At 63.5% G+C, this 21434-nt stretch carries 24 protein-coding genes; 10 read left to right on the top strand and 14 right to left on the bottom strand.

Features of this window, described 5'->3' with window-relative positions; translation table 11 throughout:
• Positions 1 to 249 precede the first annotated feature (249 nt).
• Positions 250 to 1104, top strand: coding sequence for a sulfurtransferase (locus ASF66_RS15565; RefSeq protein ID WP_056844473.1), 855 nt, complete (start codon positions 250 to 252; stop codon positions 1102 to 1104).
• Here the strand turns inward: ASF66_RS15565 and ASF66_RS15560 are convergent.
• The 4 genes from ASF66_RS15560 to ASF66_RS15545 are packed head-to-tail and all read right to left on the bottom strand — an operon-like array spanning position 1067 to position 5533.
• Positions 1067 to 2098, bottom strand: coding sequence for a hydrolase (locus ASF66_RS15560; protein ID WP_056844472.1), 1032 nt, complete (start codon positions 2096 to 2098; stop codon positions 1067 to 1069). The genes ASF66_RS15565 and ASF66_RS15560 overlap by 38 nt on opposite strands.
• Before the next feature lie 24 nt (positions 2099 to 2122).
• The gene (gene rsmD, locus ASF66_RS15555; protein WP_056844471.1) at positions 2123 to 2710 is read right to left on the bottom strand and encodes a 16S rRNA (guanine(966)-N(2))-methyltransferase RsmD; all 588 of its coding nucleotides are present in this window, start codon (positions 2708 to 2710) and stop codon (positions 2123 to 2125) included.
• Complete coding sequence (locus ASF66_RS15550) at positions 2710 to 4185, bottom strand: M16 family metallopeptidase (protein ID WP_056844470.1); 1476 nt, start codon at positions 4183 to 4185, stop codon at positions 2710 to 2712. Before ASF66_RS15550 ends, rsmD begins: the two co-directional genes overlap by 1 nt.
• Positions 4178 to 5533, bottom strand: coding sequence for a M16 family metallopeptidase (locus ASF66_RS15545; protein WP_049861684.1), 1356 nt, complete (start codon positions 5531 to 5533; stop codon positions 4178 to 4180). Before ASF66_RS15545 ends, ASF66_RS15550 begins: the two co-directional genes overlap by 8 nt.
• A gap of 232 nt (positions 5534 to 5765) precedes the next feature.
• Between ASF66_RS15545 and ftsY the strand changes: the two genes are divergently transcribed.
• From ftsY to rpoH, 4 genes are all read left to right on the top strand, one after another.
• Positions 5766 to 7223: a signal recognition particle-docking protein FtsY gene (gene ftsY / locus ASF66_RS15540; RefSeq protein ID WP_056844469.1), complete on the top strand. Its 1458-nt coding sequence runs from the start codon at positions 5766 to 5768 to the stop codon at positions 7221 to 7223.
• A complete protein-coding gene (gene ftsE / locus ASF66_RS15535; RefSeq protein ID WP_056844468.1) occupies positions 7220 to 7891 on the top strand; it encodes a cell division ATP-binding protein FtsE in 672 nt (223 codons plus the stop codon). Before ftsY ends, ftsE begins: the two co-directional genes overlap by 4 nt.
• Positions 7888 to 8919, top strand: a complete 1032-nt coding sequence (ftsX, locus tag ASF66_RS15530; RefSeq protein WP_049861686.1) for a permease-like cell division protein FtsX — start codon at positions 7888 to 7890, stop codon at positions 8917 to 8919. Before ftsE ends, ftsX begins: the two co-directional genes overlap by 4 nt.
• A gap of 165 nt (positions 8920 to 9084) precedes the next feature.
• Positions 9085 to 9939 (top strand): RNA polymerase sigma factor RpoH, encoded by an 855-nt coding sequence (rpoH, locus tag ASF66_RS15525; protein ID WP_043191535.1) that lies wholly within the window; start codon positions 9085 to 9087, stop codon positions 9937 to 9939.
• A gap of 79 nt (positions 9940 to 10018) precedes the next feature.
• Here the strand turns inward: rpoH and mtgA are convergent, their stop codons facing one another.
• Positions 10019 to 10774: a monofunctional biosynthetic peptidoglycan transglycosylase gene (gene mtgA, locus ASF66_RS15520; RefSeq protein ID WP_056844467.1), complete on the bottom strand. Its 756-nt coding sequence runs from the start codon at positions 10772 to 10774 to the stop codon at positions 10019 to 10021.
• Between the two features lie 46 nt (positions 10775 to 10820).
• Between mtgA and ASF66_RS15515 the strand changes: the two genes are divergently transcribed.
• From ASF66_RS15515 to trmB, 4 genes are all read left to right on the top strand, one after another.
• Positions 10821 to 11192 carry a DUF423 domain-containing protein gene (locus ASF66_RS15515; RefSeq protein WP_049861688.1) on the top strand — a complete coding sequence of 124 codons (372 nt, stop codon included), beginning with the start codon at positions 10821 to 10823 and terminating at the stop codon, positions 11190 to 11192.
• 85 nt (positions 11193 to 11277) lie between these two features.
• The gene (gene thiS / locus ASF66_RS15510) at positions 11278 to 11478 is read left to right on the top strand and encodes a sulfur carrier protein ThiS (protein ID WP_049861744.1); all 201 of its coding nucleotides are present in this window, start codon (positions 11278 to 11280) and stop codon (positions 11476 to 11478) included.
• Between the two features lie 54 nt (positions 11479 to 11532).
• The gene (locus ASF66_RS15505) at positions 11533 to 12327 is read left to right on the top strand and encodes a thiazole synthase (protein ID WP_056844466.1); all 795 of its coding nucleotides are present in this window, start codon (positions 11533 to 11535) and stop codon (positions 12325 to 12327) included.
• A 9-nt stretch (positions 12328 to 12336) separates the two neighbouring features.
• Positions 12337 to 13059 (top strand): tRNA (guanosine(46)-N7)-methyltransferase TrmB, encoded by a 723-nt coding sequence (gene trmB / locus ASF66_RS15500; protein ID WP_049861689.1) that lies wholly within the window; start codon positions 12337 to 12339, stop codon positions 13057 to 13059.
• 135 nt (positions 13060 to 13194) lie between these two features.
• Here the strand turns inward: trmB and ASF66_RS15495 are convergent, their stop codons facing one another.
• The 8 genes from ASF66_RS15495 to ASF66_RS15460 form a co-directional block, all read right to left on the bottom strand.
• Positions 13195 to 13518 (bottom strand): DUF3392 domain-containing protein, encoded by a 324-nt coding sequence (locus tag ASF66_RS15495; protein ID WP_043191527.1) that lies wholly within the window; start codon positions 13516 to 13518, stop codon positions 13195 to 13197.
• Positions 13519 to 13529: 11 nt separating this feature from the next.
• Complete coding sequence (gene hemW, locus ASF66_RS15490; RefSeq protein WP_056844465.1) at positions 13530 to 14717, bottom strand: radical SAM family heme chaperone HemW; 1188 nt, start codon at positions 14715 to 14717, stop codon at positions 13530 to 13532.
• Positions 14714 to 15310, bottom strand: coding sequence for an RdgB/HAM1 family non-canonical purine NTP pyrophosphatase (rdgB, locus tag ASF66_RS15485; protein ID WP_043191521.1), 597 nt, complete (start codon positions 15308 to 15310; stop codon positions 14714 to 14716). Before rdgB ends, hemW begins: the two co-directional genes overlap by 4 nt.
• A gap of 168 nt (positions 15311 to 15478) precedes the next feature.
• Positions 15479 to 16099, bottom strand: a complete 621-nt coding sequence (gene metW, locus ASF66_RS15480) for a methionine biosynthesis protein MetW (protein WP_043191520.1) — start codon at positions 16097 to 16099, stop codon at positions 15479 to 15481.
• 7 nt (positions 16100 to 16106) lie between these two features.
• Positions 16107 to 17246: a homoserine O-succinyltransferase MetX gene (metX, locus tag ASF66_RS15475; protein ID WP_049861692.1), complete on the bottom strand. Its 1140-nt coding sequence runs from the start codon at positions 17244 to 17246 to the stop codon at positions 16107 to 16109.
• A gap of 151 nt (positions 17247 to 17397) precedes the next feature.
• Positions 17398 to 17988: a YggT family protein gene (locus ASF66_RS15470; protein WP_049861693.1), complete on the bottom strand. Its 591-nt coding sequence runs from the start codon at positions 17986 to 17988 to the stop codon at positions 17398 to 17400.
• A 9-nt stretch (positions 17989 to 17997) separates the two neighbouring features.
• Complete coding sequence (gene proC / locus ASF66_RS15465; RefSeq protein WP_056844464.1) at positions 17998 to 18819, bottom strand: pyrroline-5-carboxylate reductase; 822 nt, start codon at positions 18817 to 18819, stop codon at positions 17998 to 18000.
• Positions 18816 to 19556 carry a YggS family pyridoxal phosphate-dependent enzyme gene (locus tag ASF66_RS15460; protein WP_056844463.1) on the bottom strand — a complete coding sequence of 247 codons (741 nt, stop codon included), beginning with the start codon at positions 19554 to 19556 and terminating at the stop codon, positions 18816 to 18818. The genes proC and ASF66_RS15460 overlap by 4 nt, the downstream gene beginning before the upstream one ends.
• 66 nt (positions 19557 to 19622) lie before the next feature.
• Here ASF66_RS15460 and ASF66_RS15455 point away from each other — a divergent pair, with 66 nt between their 5' ends.
• Entirely contained in the window at positions 19623 to 20657 is a 1035-nt protein-coding gene (locus ASF66_RS15455; protein WP_043191513.1) for a type IV pilus twitching motility protein PilT, read from the top strand.
• Between the two features lie 122 nt (positions 20658 to 20779).
• On the opposite strand, the gene ASF66_RS15450 is transcribed toward ASF66_RS15455, so the two are convergent.
• Positions 20780 to 21415, bottom strand: coding sequence for a C40 family peptidase (locus ASF66_RS15450; protein ID WP_049861696.1), 636 nt, complete (start codon positions 21413 to 21415; stop codon positions 20780 to 20782).
• Positions 21416 to 21434 lie beyond the last annotated feature (19 nt).

The following is a 21434-nucleotide window of genomic DNA, read 5'->3' as shown; positions in this document are numbered from 1 at the left end:
CGGTTGGGGAGTGCGATGGTATCGCAGCCGGAGAGGTCGGCCAAGCCTGCATCGCGGGCGCAATGCAAGGGTGATCGCCTGTGGCACGCTGTCGCGGTGCGCGCGCGTCCGCGGTAGGATGGCGGACAGGCCGGGTGCGCTGCGTGCGCCGACGTGCCTGCTGCTACAGTGAATCATGCCGCGATGGATGCTGTCTGAGCTGGTCCAGCGAAGGGCAAGTCCATCATTCATTCACCGCTGGAGTCCTTCATGCCCCTCGCGCAACTGATCAGCCCGCAAGCACTCGCCGAACACCTCGACTCCCCCGAATGGGTCCTGCTGGACTGCCGCTACAGCCTCGAAGACGCCGACTATGGCCAGCGCAGCTATGCCGAAGGCCATATCGCCGGTGCCCATTTCGCCGACCTGGGCCGCGACCTCAGTGCGCCGGTGATCAAGGGTGTGACCGGGCGTCATCCGTTGCCTGAACCTGCGCACTTGCAGGAACGGTTGCAGCGTTGGGGCATCGATGCAGACAGCAGAGTCGTCGTCTATGACGACGGACCTGGCGCCTATGCGGCGCGGGCGTGGTGGCTGCTGGCCTGGCTGGGCAAGCGCGATGGCGTCTTTCTGCTCGATGGTGGGCTGGCCGCATGGCACGCCGCCGGTCTGCCCTTGAGCCTGGATGCTGCGCCCACCGAGCCGGGCGATTTTGTCGGCACACCGGATGGCGCACGGGTGGTCGATGCGACCGATCTGCAGGCACGCCTGGAAGATCCGCAATTGACCCTGCTGGATGCACGCGCGTTGCCCAGATTTCTGGGCGAGGTGGAGCCCATCGATCCTGTGGCCGGGCATATCCCCGGTGCGCAATGTGCAGCCTTCACCGAAAACCTGGGTCCGGATGGACGCTTCCTGCCGGCAGCGCAATTGCGTGAGCGCTTCGACGCTCAGTTGCAGGGCCGGACCGCGGAACAGGCGGTGGCTTATTGCGGTTCCGGCGTCACCGCCTGCCACAACCTGTTCGCCATGGCCCTGGCCGGTTACCCGTTGGCGACACTGTATGCAGGCTCCTGGAGCGACTGGATCACCGATCCGCAGCGACCTGTGCAGAAGGGCTCATGAACTCGATCCACTGATTCAGCCATTGTGGTATGCGCCGCTCCAGGTAATAGCCGGGTTGGCGCAGGCTGCCATCGACGAAACCGACATGTCCACCCCGTGCATGCAGTTCGAATTCTATGCACGGCGACATCTCGTCGGCGGTCGGCAGGCTGTGGGGGAACACGAACGGATCGTCCTGCGCCTGGATGATCAACGTGGGTTTTGCAATGCCGCCCAGGTAGTACCGACTCGAAGAACGTCGATAGTAGTCCTGTGCATCCTTGAAACCGTGCAGCGGCGCCGTGACCTGGCCATCGAAGTCCCAGAAGGTCTTGATGCCCTGCAGTGACCCAAGCGCCTCCAGCGCCGCCAGCCCTTCGTGATGGCCTTCCTGCTGGAAGCGACTGCGCTTGTCGGTCAGGTAGGCGAGCATGGCGCGCATGAAATGGGCCTGGTACACCTTGGAGAAACCTTGGGTCATGCGGTCGGCGCACTGATCCAGGCGAAACGGCACAGAGACCGCCACGGCCGCCTGCAACGGGCTGTTCAGCCCGCTTTCGCCCAGGTGCTTGAGCAGAATGTTGCCGCCCAATGAGTAGCCTACGGCGAACAGCGGTGCCTGGGGCCTCTGTGCGCCCAGGTGATCGAGTACGTGCTGCAGGTCTTCGCTGGCGCCCGAATGGTAGCTTTGCGCCAGAAGATTGGGCTCGCCGGAACAGCCGCGCCAGTTGACGGCCACGCTGGCACACCCGTACTTGCCCAATTGCCTTTGCAGGCCGGCGACGTAGGGCGAGTTGGATGATCCGGTCAGACCGTGCAGTACCACCACCAACGGGGCGTGGGGTGTGTGGGGGCCGTGCCAGTCGAGGTCGACGAAATCACCGTCCGCCAGCCACAAGCGCTCACGCTCGCGCTGCAACGCTGGCTGCTTGCGCCACAAGGGGCCCCACAGCGTCTGTATGTGTGGGTTGCCCAGCCCGAGGGCTGGGCGAAAGCGAGGATGTGCTGCGTTCAACGTGAATACCCTGCCAAGCCGATGTCAGCCGCGCTGCCACAGGGAGTAGTAGACCTGCCCGGCTTTCTTCTCGCGGTGCAAGCGCCAGGTAGCCGGCATCTGCAAGGCCGAAGGCGGTGTCTCGCTCTCGGTGTAGATCCAGGCGCGCTCGGCCAGCCAGCCTTTTTCTTCCAGCAGCATGCAGGTTGCCGGCAGCAGGTTCTGGTGGAAGGGTGGGTCGAGGAACACCAGATCGAATGCGCTCGGAGTCTGGGTTTCCAGATACTTCAACGCATCGCTTTGCAGCAACTGGCCCGTGGCGCAACCGAGCAGGTCCAGATTGTGCCGAAGGCTGGCGATGGCGGTGGCATTGGCATCCAGCGCCAATGCCATGCTGGCGCCGCGGGACAGCGCTTCGAGGTACAGAGCACCGCTACCAGTGAAGGCGTCCAGCACCTTGGCACCTTCGATGTGCGCCGCCAGCCAGTTGAACAGCGTTTCGCGTACTCGATCAGGGGTCGGACGCAAGCCAGGCGCTTCCGGGAAGCCCAGCTTGCGGCTGCGCCACTGGCCACCGATGATGCGCAGGTGGCCTTGGCCACCATGGGGTTGCTTGGGTTTGACGCTGGCCATCAATGCTCCGGTACGCCGAGCGGTTGCTCGGTAGGTTTGTCCGTTGGGGCCGGCAAGGGTTGCTGCGCAACCTTGGGGCCAGCCGTGACGATCACCAGTTTATCGGCATCCAGGTGTTTGTTCATCGCGGTTTTCACCTGCTCCACGGTCAGCGCCTGTGACTGCTGCAGGAAGTCTTCCATCCAGGTCAGCGGCATGTCATAGAACCCGGTGGCACCTAGCTGCGCAACGATGCTCGCATTGCTGGCATTGGACAGCGGGAAGCTGCCGGCCTGTTCACGCTTGGCGTTGTCCAGTTCTTCCTGAGTAGGGCCGGTCTTGAGGTAGTCGCGCAGGATGTCCTGCACCAGCTTCAGGGTGCCATCGCCGAGTTCGGCGCGGGTCTGCAAGTTGACCATGAACGGTCCACGGACCTGCATCGGGGTGAAAGCCGAGTAGACGCCGTAGGTCAGGCCGCGTTTCTCCCGGACTTCGCTCATCAGCCGCGTACCGAACGCGCCACCCCCAAGGATCTGGTTGCCCATGGACAGCGCGGCGAAATCAGGATCCTTGCGATCGATGCCCAGCTGCGCAATGAACATCTGCGTCTGCTTGGACGGGAAGTCGATATGGGTCACGCCGGCCGCTGGTACGGCTGGCTGTGCCGGCTTGGCCAGCGCAGGGCCCTTGGGCAGGGCGCTGGAGACTTGTGCGGCGATCTGCTCGGCTTCGTTTCGCGACAGATCGCCGACGATGGCGATGACCGCATTGCCGGCAGCATAGGCACGCTTATGGAAGGCACGCATCTGCTCGATGCTCAGGCCGGGCAGGCTCTTGGCGTCGCCTTCGCTGGGGTGTGCATACGGGTGGCTGCCATACAGGCGTGTGAACAGCTCGTTGCTGGCCAGCTTGGCGGGGTTCTGCTTCTGGAACTCGAAGCCGGCGAGCAGTTGGTTCTTGATGCGGGCCAGCGCATCGGCCGGAAAGGTCGGCTTGCCGACGACTTCGGCGAACAGCTTGAGGGCCGGGGTGCGCTTGTCGGTGTCGCTGAGGCTGCGCAACGAGGCCACGGCCATGTCGCGATAGGCACCGTTGGAGAAGTCCGCGCCCAGGCCCTCGAAACCTTGGGCGATGGCGTTGACGTCCTTGCCGGCCACACCTTCGTTGAGCATGGCGTTGGTCAGCAGAGCGATGCCAGGGTGGTTCTGATCCTGACTGCTACCGGCGGCGAAAGTCAGGCGCAGATCGAACATCGGCAATTCGTGAGCTTCGACGAACAAGACCTTGGCGCCTTCGGCCGTTGTCCAGTTCTGGATGTCCAGGCGGCGATGGCTGGGGGCGGTGTTGCCCAACTCGCTCACCGATTGCAGGCCGCGCGCGGGTTGGCTGGCGCTGGCAGTGTCTGCGGCCTGGGCTCCGAAAGTCACGAGCCAGCCGGCCAGCACCAGAAGGGTCGAGCCAGCCAGGAGGCGACGGGGGGTGATGGGCTCACTCATGAGCGGCTTCCTCGGGCAGAACGTGGGCGATGCTCAGGCGATCGCGGGTAAAATAGGTACGGGCGGCGCTCTGGATGTCCTGCGGCGTCACGCTCTTGAGATCTTCGAGTTCGCTGTCCATCAGCTTCCACGACAGCCCCACGGTTTCCAGCATGCCGATGGTGGTGGCCTGGCTGCTGATGGAGTCGCGGCTGTAGACCAGATCGGCGATGACCTGGGCCCGCACGCGCTCGAGCTCCTCGGCCGAGGGCGGCGTGGTCTTGAGCTCATCGAGCAGCTTCCAGATGCCTTTCTCGACATCGGCCAGGGTTTTTTTCTTCTGCGCGTTGGCGGTTGCGGAAATGAAGAACAGGCTGTCGCCGCGGGTGAAAGGGTCGTACTGGGCGCCGCCGCTGGAAATCAGCTCCTGGCCGCGCTCCAGGCGTGTCGCCATGCGTGCACTGTAGCCACCGTCGAGCAATGCCGAGATCAACCGCAAGGCCTGGACATCACGCGGCTTGTCGGCAGTGGCCAGGGCCGGAACGTTGAAACCGTACATCAGGCTCGGCAGTTGGGTGCGCACATGCAATGTGGCAAGGCGCTGGCCAGGGGTGGCCAGTTCCAGCGGGATCTTCGCCGGTGGCGTGGCACGGCTGGCGATGTTGCCGAAGAAACGTTGAGCCAGCGCCTTCACCTCGTCAGGCTGGACGTCGCCCACCACCACCAGAGTGGCGTTGTTGGGCACGTACCAGGCCTGGTACCAGTGGCGCAGCTCTTCGACCTTCATGCGATCGAGGTCAGCCATCCAGCCGATGGTGGGCGTGTGGTAGCCACTGGCGGGAAAGGCCATGGCCTTGAACATCTCGTAGGCCTTGGCGCTGGGCTTGTCGTCGGTGCGCAGGCGGCGTTCTTCCTTGATGACTTCGATTTCACGCGCGAATTCTTCGGCGGGCAGGCTTAGGCTGGCCATGCGGTCGGCTTCGAGGTCGAACGCCACGGCCAGGCGGTCCTTGGCCAGCACTTCGTAATAGGCGGTGTAGTCGTCGCTGGTGAAGGCGTTTTCCTCGGCGCCGAGGTCGCGCAGGATGCGCGAGCCTTCACCGGGGCCCAGTTTTTCGGTGCCCTTGAACATCATGTGTTCGAGCGCGTGGGACAGGCCGGTCTGGCCCGGCGTTTCGTAGCTGGAACCGACCTTGTACCAGATCTGGGACACCACCACCGGGGCGCGGTGGTCCTCGCGCACGATGACCTTGAGGCCGTTGTCCAGGGTGAATTCGTGCGTGGGCTGTGTATCGGCGGCAAAAGCTGCCAAGGGCAGGCTGAGCGTGCAGAGCAGCAGGCCTGCGGCGCGGCGGGCGAGGACATTCATGGGATTCAGAACCTTGAGAGCTACCCGCTTGGCCTTAGCGTCTACGGGCGAGGAGGTGCTAGGATACTGATCCGGTTCGCTGGGGGCCATGCCTGGTTGGCATGAACCTGCGCGGGCAACTCGACAAAATGTTGCGCGTGAACGAGCCGGCGTAAAAGCAGTCTGTGTTGCGTCTTCGAATTTTTTCCGACAAGCCGCCTGGCGTGTCGCTACCTTGAGATAGCCGTCTTCCATGTTTGGTTCCAACGACGACAAAAAGACCCCGGCCCCGGCCGGTGAAAAGAAAGGCCTGTTCGGATGGCTGCGCAAGAAGCCGCAGACACCTGTCGCCGAACCGCCATCGCCCCCTGCCGCCCAGGAGCTCCCGACCGAAGCCGAGACGGCTGCGCAAGCCGCCGTGGCGCTCGCCCCGGAGCCGGTGCTGCCGCCCAAGACCGAAGCCGAACCTGAGCCCGTACCGACGCCAATCGAGCAGCCCGTTGCGCACGGGTTGGTGCTGCCGGTGCCCGAGGAACCGGTGGCGCTGGTCGAGGACGATGCGCCGCAGACACCGCCGGCCATCGCCCCACGGCCGGAAGTGTCGGCCCCAGCCGCGGCAGAGCCGGTTACCGCTCCTGTTCCGCCACCTGCTCCTGCAGCGCCCAGCGCACCAGCCCCTGCACCAGCTCCGATTCCAGCGCCTGTGGCAACCATCGTGCCGCCCGTTATCGAAGCGTCACCCCCTGCGGTCATCGCTCCGCAACCTGCAGGGCAGGCCAGGACGGGCTTCTTCGCGCGCCTCAAGCAGGGCTTGGCCAAGACCAGCGCCAGCCTTGGCGAGGGCATGGCCAGCCTGTTTCTGGGCAGCAAGATCATCGATGACGATCTGCTCGAAGAGCTGGAAACCCGACTGCTGACCGCCGACGTGGGCGTTGAAGCCACTTCGGTGATCATCCAGAGCCTGACCCGCAAGGTCGCGCGCAAGGAACTCACCGATGCCGCCGCCTTGTACAAGGCGCTGCAAGGTGAGCTGACGGCACTGTTGCGTCCGGTCGAGCAACCGCTGGTGATCAAGGCCGAGCACCAGCCGTTCGTGATTCTGGTGGTGGGCGTCAACGGCGCCGGCAAGACCACCACCATCGGCAAGCTGGCCAAGAAGCTGCAGCTCGAAGGCAAGAAGGTCATGCTGGCGGCGGGCGACACGTTCCGTGCTGCGGCTGTGGAGCAACTGCAGGTGTGGGGCGAGCGCAACAAGATCCCGGTCATCGCCCAGCACACCGGCGCCGATTCGGCGTCGGTCATCTTCGATGCCGTGCAGGCTGCCAAGTCGCGCGGCATCGACGTGTTGATCGCCGACACCGCCGGCCGTCTGCACACCAAAGACAACCTGATGGAAGAGCTGAAGAAAGTCCGCCGGGTGATGGGCAAACTCGACGAGCAGGCACCGCACGAAGTGCTGCTGGTGCTCGACGCCGGCACCGGGCAGAACGCGATCAACCAGGCCAAGCAGTTCAACCAGACGGTGGCCCTGACCGGCCTGGCCCTGACAAAGCTCGACGGTACCGCCAAGGGGGGGGTGATCTTCGCCCTGGCCAAGCAGTTCGGCTTGCCCATCCGCTACATCGGCGTGGGCGAAGGTATCGACGACCTGCGCACCTTCGAGGCAGAACCCTTCGTCCAGGCATTGTTCGCCGAGCGGGAGCCTTCATGATTCGATTCGAACAGGTTGCCAAGCGCTATCCCAATGGCCATGTCGGTCTGCATGAACTGAGCTTTTGGGTCCGGCGTGGCGAATTCCTGTTCGTTACCGGTCATTCCGGCGCGGGCAAAAGTACCCTGCTGCGTCTGTTGCTGGCGATGGAGCGACCCACCAGCGGCAAGCTGCTGCTGGCCGGCCAGGACCTGGGGCAGATCACCAACGCGCAGATTCCGTTTCTGCGTCGGCAGATCGGCGTGGTGTTCCAGAATCACCAGTTGCTGTTCGATCGTACGGTGTTCAACAACATCGCCCTGCCGTTGCAGATCCTCGGCCTGAGCAAGCCGGAAATCGCCAAGAAGGTCGATTCGGCGCTGGAGCGTGTGGCGCTGGCGGACAAGGCCGAGCTGTACCCCGGCGACTTGTCCACGGGCCAGCAACAGCGTGTGGGCATTGCCCGCGCCATCGTCCATCAGCCAGCCTTGCTGCTCGCCGATGAACCTACCGGCAACCTCGATCCGCGTCTGGCGGCCGAGATCATGGGGGTCTTCGAAGACATCAACCGGCTTGGCACCAGCGTCTTGATTGCCAGCCACGATCTGGCGCTGATCGCGCGCATGCGTCATCGCATGCTGACTTTGCAGCGTGGGCGTCTGATCGGTGACGGAGAGGCAGGACAATGAGTGCGACACGCAGTCCCAAGGTCGCGGACCGGGTAGCGCCCAAGGGAGGCGAGCCCCAACCGCAGAAGCCGAAGAAACGTCGCAATGACGACGATGACGGGCCGGATTTCAGCAGCCTGCTGCGCGCCTGGATCGAAAGCCATCGGGCCAGTTGGACCGACAGCCTGCGCCGTCTGGGCAAGCAGCCGATCGGCAGTTTCTTTACCTGCCTGGTCATGGCGGTGGCCCTGAGTTTGCCCATGGGGCTGTCCCTGCTGCTCAAGAACGTCGAGCGCCTGGGCGGTTCCTGGCAGCGTGCGGCGCAGATTTCGCTGTACCTGGACCTCGACGCCGGCGAGCGGGAAGGCCAGGCGTTGGTGACCCAGATCAAGGGGCTGTCGGGCGTGGCCCAGGCCGAGTTCGTCAGCCGCGAGCAGGCGCTGAGTGAGTTCCAGCAGCAGTCCGGGCTGGGCGAGGCGCTCAAGGAGCTGCCTGAAAACCCGCTGCCCGGCGTGGTGGTAGTGACGCCTCTGGAGATCGACAAGGCTGCGTTGGAGAGCCTGCGCCAGCAGCTCGCCGAGTTGCCGAAGGTGCAGCAGGCGCAGCTTGATCTGGTATGGGTGGAGCGGCTCGCAGCCATTCTGAAGCTGGGTGATCGATTCGTCTTCGGCCTGACCCTGCTGCTGGTTTCTGCGTTGTTGCTGGTGATCGGCAACACCATTCGTCTGCACATCGAGAACCGCCGCATCGAAATCGAGGTCATCAAGTTGGTAGGCGGCACGGACAGCTATGTGCGTCGGCCGTTTCTGTACATGGGTGCGCTGTACGGCTTCGGTGCAGGCATTTTCGCCTGGGGCATCCTGGCCTTCGGCCTGGATTGGCTCAACGATGCGGTCACTGGATTGTCCGGCTTGTACGGCAGTGACTTCGCGCTGGGCGGTGTGCCTGTGGCGGACGGATTGTCGCTCTTGCTAGGCGCGGTATTGTTAGGGTATATCGGTGCGTGGATTGCGGTCTGGCGGCACCTGCGCGAACTGGCGCCGCGTTAGCCCGCAGTATCTGTGCAGTACCTATGTAGGCTCTTTGAGTGTGTAGTTGAGTTAACTTTATTGTCATGGACCGTTAAAGCGTCATAGGGAACTTGTCAACTGGTTCCCGGTCTATTTTTCGCAGTGCCTACGGGCACGAGTCATGTGAGTCGGAGGTTTTTTCGTATGACCACTTCTTTGCAACCTGCTTATGCGCTGGTCCCGGGTGCGAACCTGGAAGCCTACGTGCATACGGTGAACAGCATTCCCTTGCTGACGCCCGAGCAGGAGCGTGAACTGGCCGAGAGTCTCTACTATGAGCAGGATCTTGGAGCGGCTCGGCAGATGGTGCTCGCTCACCTGCGTTTCGTCGTGCATATCGCGCGCAGCTATTCGGGCTACGGCCTGGCTCAAGCCGACCTTATCCAGGAAGGCAACGTCGGCCTGATGAAGGCCGTGAAGCGTTTCAACCCGGAAATGGGTGTGCGCCTGGTGTCGTTCGCCGTGCACTGGATCAAGGCTGAAATCCACGAGTTCATCCTGCGCAACTGGCGTATTGTCAAAGTGGCGACCACCAAGGCGCAGCGCAAGCTGTTCTTCAACCTGCGCAGCCAGAAGAAGCGTCTGGCCTGGCTGAACAACGAAGAAGTCCACCGCGTAGCCGAAAGCCTGGGCGTGGAGCCGCGTGAAGTACGCGAAATGGAAAGCCGTCTGACCGGCCATGACATGGCCTTCGATCCGGCTGCCGAAGCCGACGACGACAGCGCGTTCCAATCGCCAGCCAACTACCTGGAAGATCATCGCTACGATCCGGCGCGTCAGCTCGAAGACGCCGACTGGAGCGACAACTCCAATACCAACCTGCACGAAGCTCTGCAGGTGCTGGACGATCGCAGCCGCGACATTCTCTACCAGCGCTGGCTTGCCGAGGAAAAGGCGACGCTGCACGAGTTGGCCGAGAAGTACAACGTGTCGGCCGAGCGTATTCGTCAGTTGGAAAAAAGCGCGATGAACAAGCTGAAGGTCTCCATCGCTGCCTGATGTGAGCCGTTGACGCGCTGCATGCAAAAGCCCCGACTGGTTCGGGGCTTTTTGTTGTCTGGCAGGGCGTGATCGCGGCCTAATCGGCCCAGGGTGCGGGGCGTGGCTGGTCAAGGCGCAGGAGGTAGTCATGGCCGCCCAATTGGCCCATCTGCTGACGAATCCAGCCAGCGCGACGGCTCACATAGGGGCTGGGCCGACTGGCGCTCCAGTTGCGCGGATTGGGCAGTACGGCGGCGAGCAGGCTGGCTTGCTGCCGAGACAGCTGAGCCGCATCAACGCCGAAATGATGGCGCGCCGCTGCTTGAGCGCCGAACACACCGTCGTCCCATTCGGCGCTGTTGAGGTAGACCTCGAGGATGCGCTGCTTGGACCAGAAGATTTCGATCAATCCGGTGAACCAGGCTTCCAGGCCCTTGCGCAGCCAACTGCGCCCCGACCAGAGGAATACGTTCTTCGCCACTTGCTGGCTCAGGGTGCTGGCGCCTCGCAATGAACCGCCTTCCTCGTTATGGGCGAAGGCTGCGCGGATGGCGGCGATATCGAACCCCCAGTGCTCGGCAAAGCGTTGATCTTCACCGGCGATGACCGCTACCTTCAAATCGTCGGAAATGTTCGCCCAGGATTGCCAGTCTCGCTGCAGATCGATTGGCTGGCCGTCGGCCCAGGATTCGATCTTGCGTTCGACCATGAGCATGGTGCCCGGCGGCGGGATGAAGCGAAAGATCACCACCAGAGCCACGCTTGCGGCGACAAACCAGAGCAGTGCCTTGCACAGACGACGGAAAAGGGATTGCAGCATGAAGGGCTTGGCCTGGCCGGGTGAGCGGGCCATTATACAGACCCTGCGATGCAACACGGCTTTATGAGGACAAACCTGGATGCTGCGTACGTTCATGATGCTGGCCGCGTTCTTCGGCTTCACCGGCGTGGCGCTCGGCGCGTTTGCCGCACACGGGCTGAAGAACCGGCTGAGCGCCGATTACCTGGCCATTTTCCAGACTGGCGTCAGCTACCAACTTATCCACACCCTGGCATTGTTCGGCGTCGCGCTGCTCAGCGTCCATGTGCCAGGGCGTCTGGTGGGGTGGGCAGGCGCGCTGTTCTGTCTGGGCATCGTCCTGTTCTCGGGCAGCCTCTACCTGTTGACCCTGACCGGCTTCAGCAAGCTGGGTATCGTCACGCCGTTCGGCGGTCTGGCCCTGCTGGCCGGGTGGCTGTGCCTGGGCCTGATGGCCTGGCGCCTGGGTTGATCGCACGCGTGGTCGGCTTGGCCTTGGGAATCCTCGGCGATCGGGCTAGAATAACGACCCCCAAAAAATGATGGCTGCCGACCGCATGCGCATTCAATTGAACGGCGACCCTTTCGAACTTCCCGACGGCGAAACCGTTGCCGGGCTGCTTGCCCGCCTCGAACTGGTCGGGCGCCGCGTCGCCGTCGAGCTGAACCAGGACATCGTCCCGCGCAGCCAGCACGGTGACACCGTACTGGGCGAAGGTGACCAGATCGAGGTGGTTCACGCCATCGGCGGCGGCTGATCGAGTCGCCAGCACCTTCCACGTCCGTATCTTTACCTCAGCAGAGGAATTCCGATGAGCAATGCTCGCATTGACAAGCCATTCACCCTGGCCGGTCGCACCTTCGAGTCGCGCCTTCTGGTCGGCACCGGCAAGTACCGCGACCTCGAGCAGACCCGCCTGGCCATCGAGGCTTCGGGTGCCGAGATCGTCACGGTTGCCGTGCGCCGCACCAATATCGGCCAGAACCCTGGCGAGCCGAACCTGCTCGACGTGCTGCCGCCGGATCGCTACACCATTCTGCCCAACACCGCTGGCTGCTATGACGCCGTGGAAGCGGTGCGCACCTGCCGCCTGGCCCGCGAGCTGCTCGACGGTCACAACCTGGTCAAGCTGGAAGTCCTGGCCGACCAGAAGACGCTGTTCCCCAATGTGATCGAAACCCTCAAGGCCGCCGAAGTGCTGGTCAAGGACGGTTTCGATGTGATGGTCTACACCAGCGACGATCCGATCATTGCCCGCCAACTGGCCGAGATCGGCTGCATCGCGGTCATGCCGCTGGCTGGCCTGATCGGCACGGGCCTGGGCATCTGCAATCCATACAACCTGCAGATCATTCTGGAAGAAGCCAGGGTGCCCGTGCTGGTGGATGCCGGCGTGGGTACCGCGTCCGATGCCACCATCGCCATGGAACTGGGCTGTGAGGCCGTGCTGATGAACTCGGCCATCGCCCACGCGCAGGATCCGATCATGATGGGCGCGGCCATGAAGCACGCCATCATTGCCGGGCGCATGGCCTATCTGGCCGGTCGTATGCCGAAAAAACTCTATGCCAGCGCCTCTTCGCCGCTGGATGGTCTGATCAAGTAAGAGACCCCGATGACTGACTCGCAAGAAACGCCAACGGCCGACGAAGGCGAACCGCGCCAGCACCGCGCTATCAAGAGCTTCGTGATGCGCGCTGGGCGCATGACCGAAGGCCAGCAACGCGGCCTTGACCAAGGCAAGCCGTTGTTCGTGCTGCCGCTGACCGACGCACCGACGGACTTCGACCAGGTGTTCGGTCGCAGTGCCCCGCGCACCCTGGAAATCGGCTTCGGCATGGGCCACTCGCTGCTCGAAATGGCAGCGGCCTCGCCGGAACTGGATTTCATCGGCGTGGAGGTGCACCGTCCCGGCGTTGGCGCGCTGCTCAACGGCGTATTGACTCAAGGTCTGAAAAACCTGCGGGTCTACGACTGCGATGCCATCGAAGTGCTCAAGCAGTGTGTGGCCGACAACAGCCTGGATCGCCTACTGCTGTTTTTCCCGGATCCTTGGCACAAGGCGCGCCACCACAAGCGGCGCATCGTCCAGCCGGCATTCGCCGAATTGGTCCGCAGCAAGCTCAAGGTGGGGGGTGTGCTGCACATGGCGACCGATTGGGAGCCCTATGCCGAGTACATGCTGGAAGTCATGAACGTGGCGCCCGGTTACCGCAACCAGGCGGCCGACGGTGGCTGCGTACCGCGTCCGGCCGAGCGGCCGGTCACCAAGTTCGAACGCCGCGGCGAGCGGCTGGGGCATGGAGTGTGGGATTTGAAATTCGAGAGGGTTGACTGAGGGTTATGTAGTGCTCTGGCGGGCCTCTTCGCGGGCAGAGCCTGCTCCCACAGGGTCTTGCACAAAACCACGCCTTGTGGGAGCGGGGCGGGCGGCGAGGCCTCTGCCCGCGAAGAGGCCCGCATGGCTCACGCATCACTTGCGATCAGCGACAATCCCCAGCAGCACAAGCACCACCAACAGCACCGGCGCCAGGCTGTAGTTGTTGAACTGGCTCAACCCCTTCAGCACCCAGGGCGTGGCATAGATCAATGCCGCGCCACTGCCGATCACGCACATCAGGGCAATCAGTGGTACTCGCAGCGCGCCCGAAAGCGAGCCCAGGCGGCCTTCGGCCCACGCCTTCACATCGGCGCCAAACAACACCAGCACGCAGCCTACCAAGGCCAGGGAAATCTCCGAAAGGTTGCCTCGGCCCCAGCGTGAAACGGTGGCGAGCAGATCGAGCACGAAATCCATCAGGACAATCCTTATACCAGGAAGTATTGCAGCAGGTCGTTGAGGAACAACTGCCCGCGGGCGGTGGCGACCAGACGCGTCGGTTCGACCTGTAAAAGGCCTTTTTGTTCGGCCTCGGCGCGTGCTGCGGCCAGGGTCTGCAAGGGCAGGCCGGTCCGCTGCGCGAACAGCTCGGCGTCGACGCCTGGCGTGAGGCGCAGCGCGTTCATCAGGAACTCGAAGGGCAACTCGTCGGCGGTCAGGGTTTTCTCGCCCGCCTTGAACTGCTTGCCAGGGTTCAGGTAATCCTTGGGCAGACGGGTTTTCCAGGTGCGCACGATGCGGCCGTCGGGGTGGCTCAGCTTGCCGTGGGCGCCGGCGCCAATGCCGATGAAGTCGCCGAAGCTCCAATAGTTGAGGTTGTGACGCGCGGCCTTGCCCGGTCGAGCATAGGCCGACACTTCGTATTGGCTGAAGCCGTGCTCGGCGAGCAAGGCCTGGCCGGCCTCCTGGATGTCCCAGAGGATATCGTCCTCGGGGAGCTCGGGCGGCTGGTTCCAGAACACTGTGTTGGGCTCCAGGGTCAGCTGGTACCAAGACAGGTGCGTGGGCGCCAGAGCGATGGCCTGGCGCAGGTCGTCCAGGGCTTCTTCCAGGGACTGGTCGGGCAGACCGTGCATCAGGTCCAGGTTGAAGTTGTCGAAACCGGCGCGGCGCGCCATTTCAGCAGCGCGCAGCGCTTCGTCTCCGGTATGGATACGCCCGAGGGCTTCGAGCTTATTCGGCTGGAAACTCTGGATGCCGATGGACAGGCGATTGATCCCCAGCTTGCTATAGGCCACGAACTTGTCCTGTTCGAATGTGCCGGGGTTGGCCTCCAGGGTGATCTCGATATCCGCCGTGAACGGGATGCGTTGTTCCACGCCCGCGAGCAGTCGGCCCAATGCCGCAGCACTGAACAGGCTGGGCGTGCCGCCGCCGAAGAAGATCGAGCTCAGTGGCCGTCCGTAGACCGCTGCCAGGTCCTGATCCAGGTCCGCCAGCAGTGCGTCGACGTATTCCTCTTCTGGCAGTACGGGACTGGCCGCGTGGGAATTGAAGTCGCAGTACGGGCATTTGCGCACGCACCAGGGGATATGGATGTACAGCGCCAGCGGCGGCAGCTGCGTCAGCACCTGGCTGGGAGGCGGCGCCGCTGGGTAGATCAGTGAATCGTTCATGCCAGGCTCAGGCGTTGACGCAGCAAGGCCATGGCGCGGGCGCGATGACTCAGTTGGTTCTTTTGCGTGGGGTCGAGCTCGGCGCTGGAGCAGTTGCGTTCGGGCACCCAGAACAATGGGTCGTAGCCAAACCCATGGGCACCGCTGGCGGCGTGCAGGATGCGGCCGTGCCAGAGCCCTTCGCAGAGGATCGGCAACGGATCGTCGGCATGCCGGACCAGCGCCAGCACGCAGACGAACTGCGCGCCGCGCTGTTCGTCCGGGACGCCCTGCAGGGCATCGAGCAGCTTGGCGTTGTTGGCGGCATCGCCCTGGCCATCGGCGTAGCGCGCCGAATAGATGCCGGGGGCACCGCCGAGAAAGTCCACGGCCAGGCCGGAATCGTCGGCCAGCGCAGGCAAACCTGAGAGACGGGCGGCGTTGCGGGCCTTGAGGATGGCGTTCTCGACGAACGACAGCCCGGTTTCCTCAGGCTCGACCTGGCTGAATTCGCCGACCGAACGCAGCTGCACCGCGCCGCCGAGCATGGCCTGGAGTTCCTTGAGCTTGCCGGCGTTGTGGCTGGCGAGGACGAGTTGAGTGAAATTGATCATGGTTGTGAATGGGTTCCGAAGGGTTCAAAGAGCCAGTTCATGCGGGCGGCCTGAGGTATCGGGTCGCCTTCTTCGCGGGCAGAGCCCTGCTCCCACAGGATCGTGCGCAAAACTCACCTTGTGGGAGCGGGGCTCTGCCCGCGAAGAAGGCGCCATGGTCGTCGAGTGTTACACCGCCACCCGATGCTCCTGCAGACCAGGGCTGCTGACCCGGTAGATGCCGATTTCACCCAAAAGGTTAGGCCAGATCTTGCTCGCCCACCCGTGCCGGTGCTGTTGATCCACCGCCAGGCGATTGAGGACCTGCGCCCGGCGCTCGCTGCACAGGGCTTCGAAGTCGGCGAAGGTGCAGAAGTGGATGTTCGGCGTGTTGTACCAGGTGTACGGCAGAAACTCGGACACCGGCATGTGGCCCTTGCTGGCCAGGTACCAGCGGCAGCGCCAGTGACCGAAGTTGGGGAAGGTGATGATGCACTGCCGACCGACCCGCAGCATCTCGTCGAGAATGCGATCCGGGTATTCCACGGCCTGCAGCGCCTGGGTCATGACCACGATGTCGAAGCTGTTGCTGGCGAAGTTGCCCAGGCCCTTGTCCAGGTCCTGCTCGATGACGTTGATGCCCTTGCGCACGCACTCGGTGATGTTGTCGGCATCGATTTCCAGGCCGTAGCCGGTGACCTGCTTGTGGTCGCGCAACCAGGCGAGCAGTTCGCCGTTGCCGCAGCCCAGGTCGAGCACGCGGCTGCCGGCGGGGATCCAATCCTGGATGATTTCTAGGTCAGCTCTCATGGATGCCTCACAGTGCAATGCGGTTCATGTAGCTGCTGAACGCCTGCAGATACCGTGGAATGGGGATCAGGAAGGCGTCATGACCCTGAGGTGCATCGATTTCCAGGTAGCAGACGTCTTTCTTGGCGGCCATCAACGCATCCACCAGTTCGCGCGAGCGGGCCGGCGAGAAGCGCCAGTCGGTGGTGAACGACATCACGCAGAACTTGGCCTTGACGTTGGCAAAGGTCGCGGCCAGGTCATCGCCATGGGCAGCGGCCGGGTCGAAGTAGTCCAGCGCCTTGGTCATCAGCAGGTAGGTGTTGGCGTCGAACCGACCGGAAAACTCCTCGCCCTGATAGCGCAGGTAGCTTTCAACCTGGAACTCGACGCTGTGGAAGTCGTAGTTGAGCTTCTCGCTCTTCAGGCCACGTCCGAATTTCTCGCCCATCGAATCGTCCGACAGGTAGGTGATGTGCCCGACCATGCGCGCGAGCATCAGGCCGCGTTTGGGAATCACGCCACGGGCCTGGAAATCGCCGCCATGGAATTCGGGGTCGGACAGGATGGCCTGGCGGGCCACCTCGTTGAAGGCGATGTTCTGCGCGCTGAGCTTGGGCGCTGAAGCGATCGCCAGGCAGTGGCGGACGCGGTCGGGGTAGGTGATGGTCCACTGCAGCGCCTGCATGCCGCCCAGGCTTCCACCGACCACCGCTGCCCACTGGGCGATGCCCAGCGCGTCCGCCAGACAGGCCTGGCTGTGCACCCAGTCTTCCACGGTCAGGACCGGAAAATCGGCGCCGAACGGCTTGCCGGTCTCGGGATCGATGCTGCTGGGGCCGGTGGAACCGTTGCAGCCGCCGAGGTTGTTCAGGCTGACCACGAAGAAGCGGTTGGTGTCGATGGGCTTGCCGGGGCCGATGCAGCTGTCCCACCAGCCCGGCTTACGGTCTTCGGTGGAGTGATAACCGGCTGCATGGTGATGACCCGACAGCGCGTGGCAGATCAGCACCGCATTGCTGGCGCTGGCATTGAGCTGGCCGTAGGTCTCGTAGATCAGGTCGTAGGCGGGCAGCGACCGGCCGCAGGCCAGGGCCAGGGGTTCGCTGAAGTGGGCAATTTGTGGAACGACCAGACCGACGCAATCATCGGGAAAGACAGTGGACATCGACCCTGCTCACGCTTGAATGAGGCGTAAGTCTAAAGAGCGCAGGGCAGAGGGGCAAGCAGCGCTTGGCGGGGGTGCAGACGAGTGTGCAGGCAGGCTTGCCAGCTGCGCCAGCGCTCGTTGGAGCGCTCGCGCAGCTGGCGTGCAGCGGTCAGATCAGCAGGCGCAGAATCTGCGGCATGCCGGTGGTCATGGCCAAGTTGTTGATGACCAGCATGTCCAGCAGTTTGAGCACCATGAAGGCCAGGATCGGCGAGATGTCGAGGCCGCCCAGGTTGGGTACGATGCGCCGGAACGGCGCCAGGGCCGGTTCGCAGATCTGGTTGACCAGCTCGGCGCCGGGGTTGTGGCTCTGCGGCGCGACCCAGGAGAGGATCACGCTGATGATCATGGCGAAGAAGAAGATCTTCAGGAACAGCGCCGTCACCCCGATGATCGCCCACACCAGCAATTGCAAGGGGTTGCCCGTGGTGCCGTAGGCCAGCAGCAGGGTCAGCGCCATGATGATCATCTGGATGACGATGGCCAGCAGCAGCGACGACATGTCTAGCCCGAACAGGCTGGGAATGATGCGCCGCACCGGTTTGAGCAGCGGCTGCGTGGCGCGCACGATGAACTGGCTGAGCGGGTTGTAGAAGTCGGCACGCACCAGTTGCAGCACGAAGCGCAGCAGCATGATCAGCAGGTACAGACTGCCCAGGGTTTGCACGACATAGATTGCCGCAGTATTGAGACCGTACATGAAAGCTCCTTATTGACCCAACTGCTCGGCCAGTTCGGCCGAGCGCCGGGCTGCCGCGTTCAGGGCGTTCTGCACCAGGGTTTCGAAACCCTCGGACTGGAATGACTGGATGGCCGCCTCGGTGGTGCCGGCGGGTGACGTGACGCGACGGCGCAGCTCGGCGGCATCGACATCGCTGGCAACCGCCATGTGTGCGGCGCCCAGCGCGGTCTGCAAGGTCAACTTGGCTGCCGTCTCGTGGGGCAGGCCCAGTTTTTCCCCGGCGGCGGTCATGGCCTCGATCAGCAGGAAGAAGTACGCCGGGCCGCTGCCGGACACGGCGGTGACGGCATCCAACTGCTGCTCTTCGTCCAGCCACAGGGCCAGGCCGACGGCGCCCAGCAGGTCTTCGGCCTGTTGGCGTTGTTCGGCGTTGACGTCGGCGGTGGCGTACAGACCGCTGGTGCCCTGGCGCAGCAGTGACGGTGTATTGGGCATGCAGCGCACGATCGGCTGTTGCTCGCCGAGCCAGCGTTGCAGGCTGGCGCAGTTGATGCCAGCGGCAATCGAGACCACCAGCTGACCGGGTGCGAGGCTGGGCGCCAGTGCCTGGCAGGCCTCTTTCATGCCCTGCGGCTTGACCGCCAGCACCACGACGTCAACCCCTTCGATCGCCTGGGCGTTGTCGGCGAACACGTCGATGCCGTGTTCGGCCGCGACCTTGTCACGCTGCTCGGCGCCGCGATCGCTGGCGCGGATGTGGCTGGCTTCGACACCCTGCGCACGCAGGCCGCCGATCAGACTGGCGGCCATGTTACCGGCGCCGATGAAGGCAATACGAGTCTTGCTCATGAAGGATCCTTGGTGAAAGGCGAAGGGGCCGCGCCCGTGTCCGCTGGTGGAGTGTGCTGGCCGTAGTCGCGGGCGCCGAACAATGCCGTGCCGATGCGCACCCAGGTGGCGCCCTGGGCGACGGCAGCCTCCAGGTCGTGGCTCATGCCCATGGATAACGTATCCAGCGGCAATTGCAGGTCGTGTTGCAGCGCGCGAACGTGGGCAAAGGCAGCGTTCTGCGCCGCCGGATCATCGGTGGGTTCCGGAATCGCCATCAGGCCACGCAGGTGCAGGTTCGGCAGCGCCGCAATGGCGGTGGCCAAGGCGTGCACATCGTCCGGCGCGCAACCGGACTTGCTGGCCTCGCCGCTGACGTTGACCTGAATGCAGACATTGAGCGGTGCCAGGGTGCTCGGGCGCTGCTCGCTGAGCCGTTGGGCGATCTTGAGGCGGTCCACGGAATGTACCCAGGCGAAGTGTTCGGCGATTGCACGCGTCTTGTTCGACTGAATGGGGCCGATGAAATGCCAGATCAAGGGCAGGTCGACAAGTTCTTCTTGTTTGCTCAGCGCTTCCTGCAGGTAGTTTTCGCCGAAATCGCGGACACCTGCAGCGAATGCCTCGCGGATGGCCGTGGCCGGTTTGGTCTTGCTGACCGCGAGCAGGCCGACTTGGCTCGGCTCCCGCTGCGCCTGCCGGGCAGCGGCTGCGATTCGGGCACTCACTTGCGAAATGTTGTCTGCTATCGTGGACATTGAATTCGTGCCGGCGGGTTTCAGGTCTGCGGCATTCTACCTGCTTGTCTGTATTTGGGGAGTCTCATGGACATTACCGAGCTGTTGGCCTTCAGTGCGAAACAAGGCGCATCCGATCTGCACCTGTCCGCAGGCCTGCCGCCGATGATTCGGGTGGATGGCGACGTGCGCCGCATCAACTTGCCGGCGCTGGACGACAAACAGGTCCAGGCGCTGATCTACGACATCATGAACGACAAGCAGCGCAAGGACTTCGAGGAGTTCCTGGAGACTGACTTCTCCTTCGAGGTGCCGGGTGTGGCGCGCTTTCGGGTCAACGCGTTCAACCAGAACCGCGGCGCCGGTGCGGTGTTCCGGACCATTCCGTCCAAGGTGCTGAGCATGGACGACCTGGGCATGGGAGATGTGTTTCGCAAGATTACCGAAGTGCCGCGCGGGCTGGTGCTGGTCACCGGGCCGACCGGTTCGGGCAAGTCGACCACCCTGGCCGCCATGATCGACTACCTCAACAGCAACAAGCACCACCATATCCTGACCGTTGAGGATCCGATCGAATTCGTCCATGAGTCGAAGAAGTGCCTGGTCAACCAGCGTGAGGTGCATCGCGACACCCTGGGCTTCTCCCACGCCCTGCGCTCGGCGCTGCGCGAAGACCCGGACGTGATCCTGGTGGGCGAGATGCGTGACCTGGAAACCATTCGGCTGGCATTGACCGCAGCCGAGACGGGTCACCTGGTGTTCGGCACGCTGCACACCACGTCGGCGGCGAAGACCATCGACCGGGTGGTCGACGTGTTCCCGGCGGAAGAGAAGTCGATGGTGCGTTCGATGCTGTCCGAATCGCTGCAGGCGGTGATTTCCCAGACCTTGCTGAAGAAGATCGGCGGCGGGCGGGTGGCGGCGCATGAAATCATGATCGGTACGCCGGCGATTCGTAACCTCATCCGCGAAGACAAGGTCGCGCAGATGTACTCATCGATTCAGACGGGCGGGTCGCTGGGCATGCAGACGTTGGACATGTGCCTGAAGAACCTGCTCGCCCAAGGTGTCATCAGCCGCGACTCGGCCCGTGAAAAGGCCAAGTCGCCGGACAACTTCTGATCTGCATCAATCCGGCTGGACGGCGGTGTTCCTTTCGCGGCCACAGACCGCTCCTACGGGGTACCTCAGCATCCCGGGGGAACGGTCAGCGACCGCGAAGGGCGCGCCGCAGTCGATGGGGATCAGCGTTGCACGATGCGCAGCGCAGGTTCCTTGGGCAGGACGCGCTTGGCGACGGCGTAGTGGGTGTTCCAGTACGGCTTCTTCAAGGTGTCGATGGTCACGGCCTTGCCGCGGCGCGGGGCGTGGATGAAGCGGTCGTTGCCCAGGTAGATGGCAACGTGGTTGACCTTGCGGCTCTTGATGTTGAAGAACACCAGGTCACCCGGCTTCAGGTCCTTGCGCTCGACCTTGATGCCGTGGCCAGCGGCCATGGCGTTGGACGTGCGTGGCAAGTCGACGGCCTTCACATCGTTGAAGGCATACTTGACCAGACCGCTGCAGTCGAAACCCTTGCTCGGGCTGCTGCCGCCCCAGCGATAGGGCGTGCCGAGCACGTTGACGGCGCGGCTGAGTACATCGCTGCTCTGCCTGGAGGCCGAGGTGCCAACCTTGACGGTGGTGACCTTGGCCAGGGCCTGGTTGTTACCGGCGGGGCGGGTCACGACGATGCGTGGCGCACGTTGCGATTGTTCGGAAGCCGGCTTGGCGGTGTAGCCATTGAAGCCAGCGGGAAGTCGTTGCTCACGATTGGTGGCGTGGGCGGCCAGGGGCAATAATAGGCAGATGGTCAGCCATGTCTTGAAAAATGGACGCATTCGGCAGGGCTCATATGGG

The organism is Pseudomonas sp. Leaf129 (assembly GCF_001423465.1).
Lineage (GTDB): Bacteria > Pseudomonadota > Gammaproteobacteria > Pseudomonadales > Pseudomonadaceae > Aquipseudomonas > Aquipseudomonas coleopterorum.
Note: the sequence above shows the minus strand (reverse complement) of the source record. Positions and strands in the feature narration are given on the sequence as shown.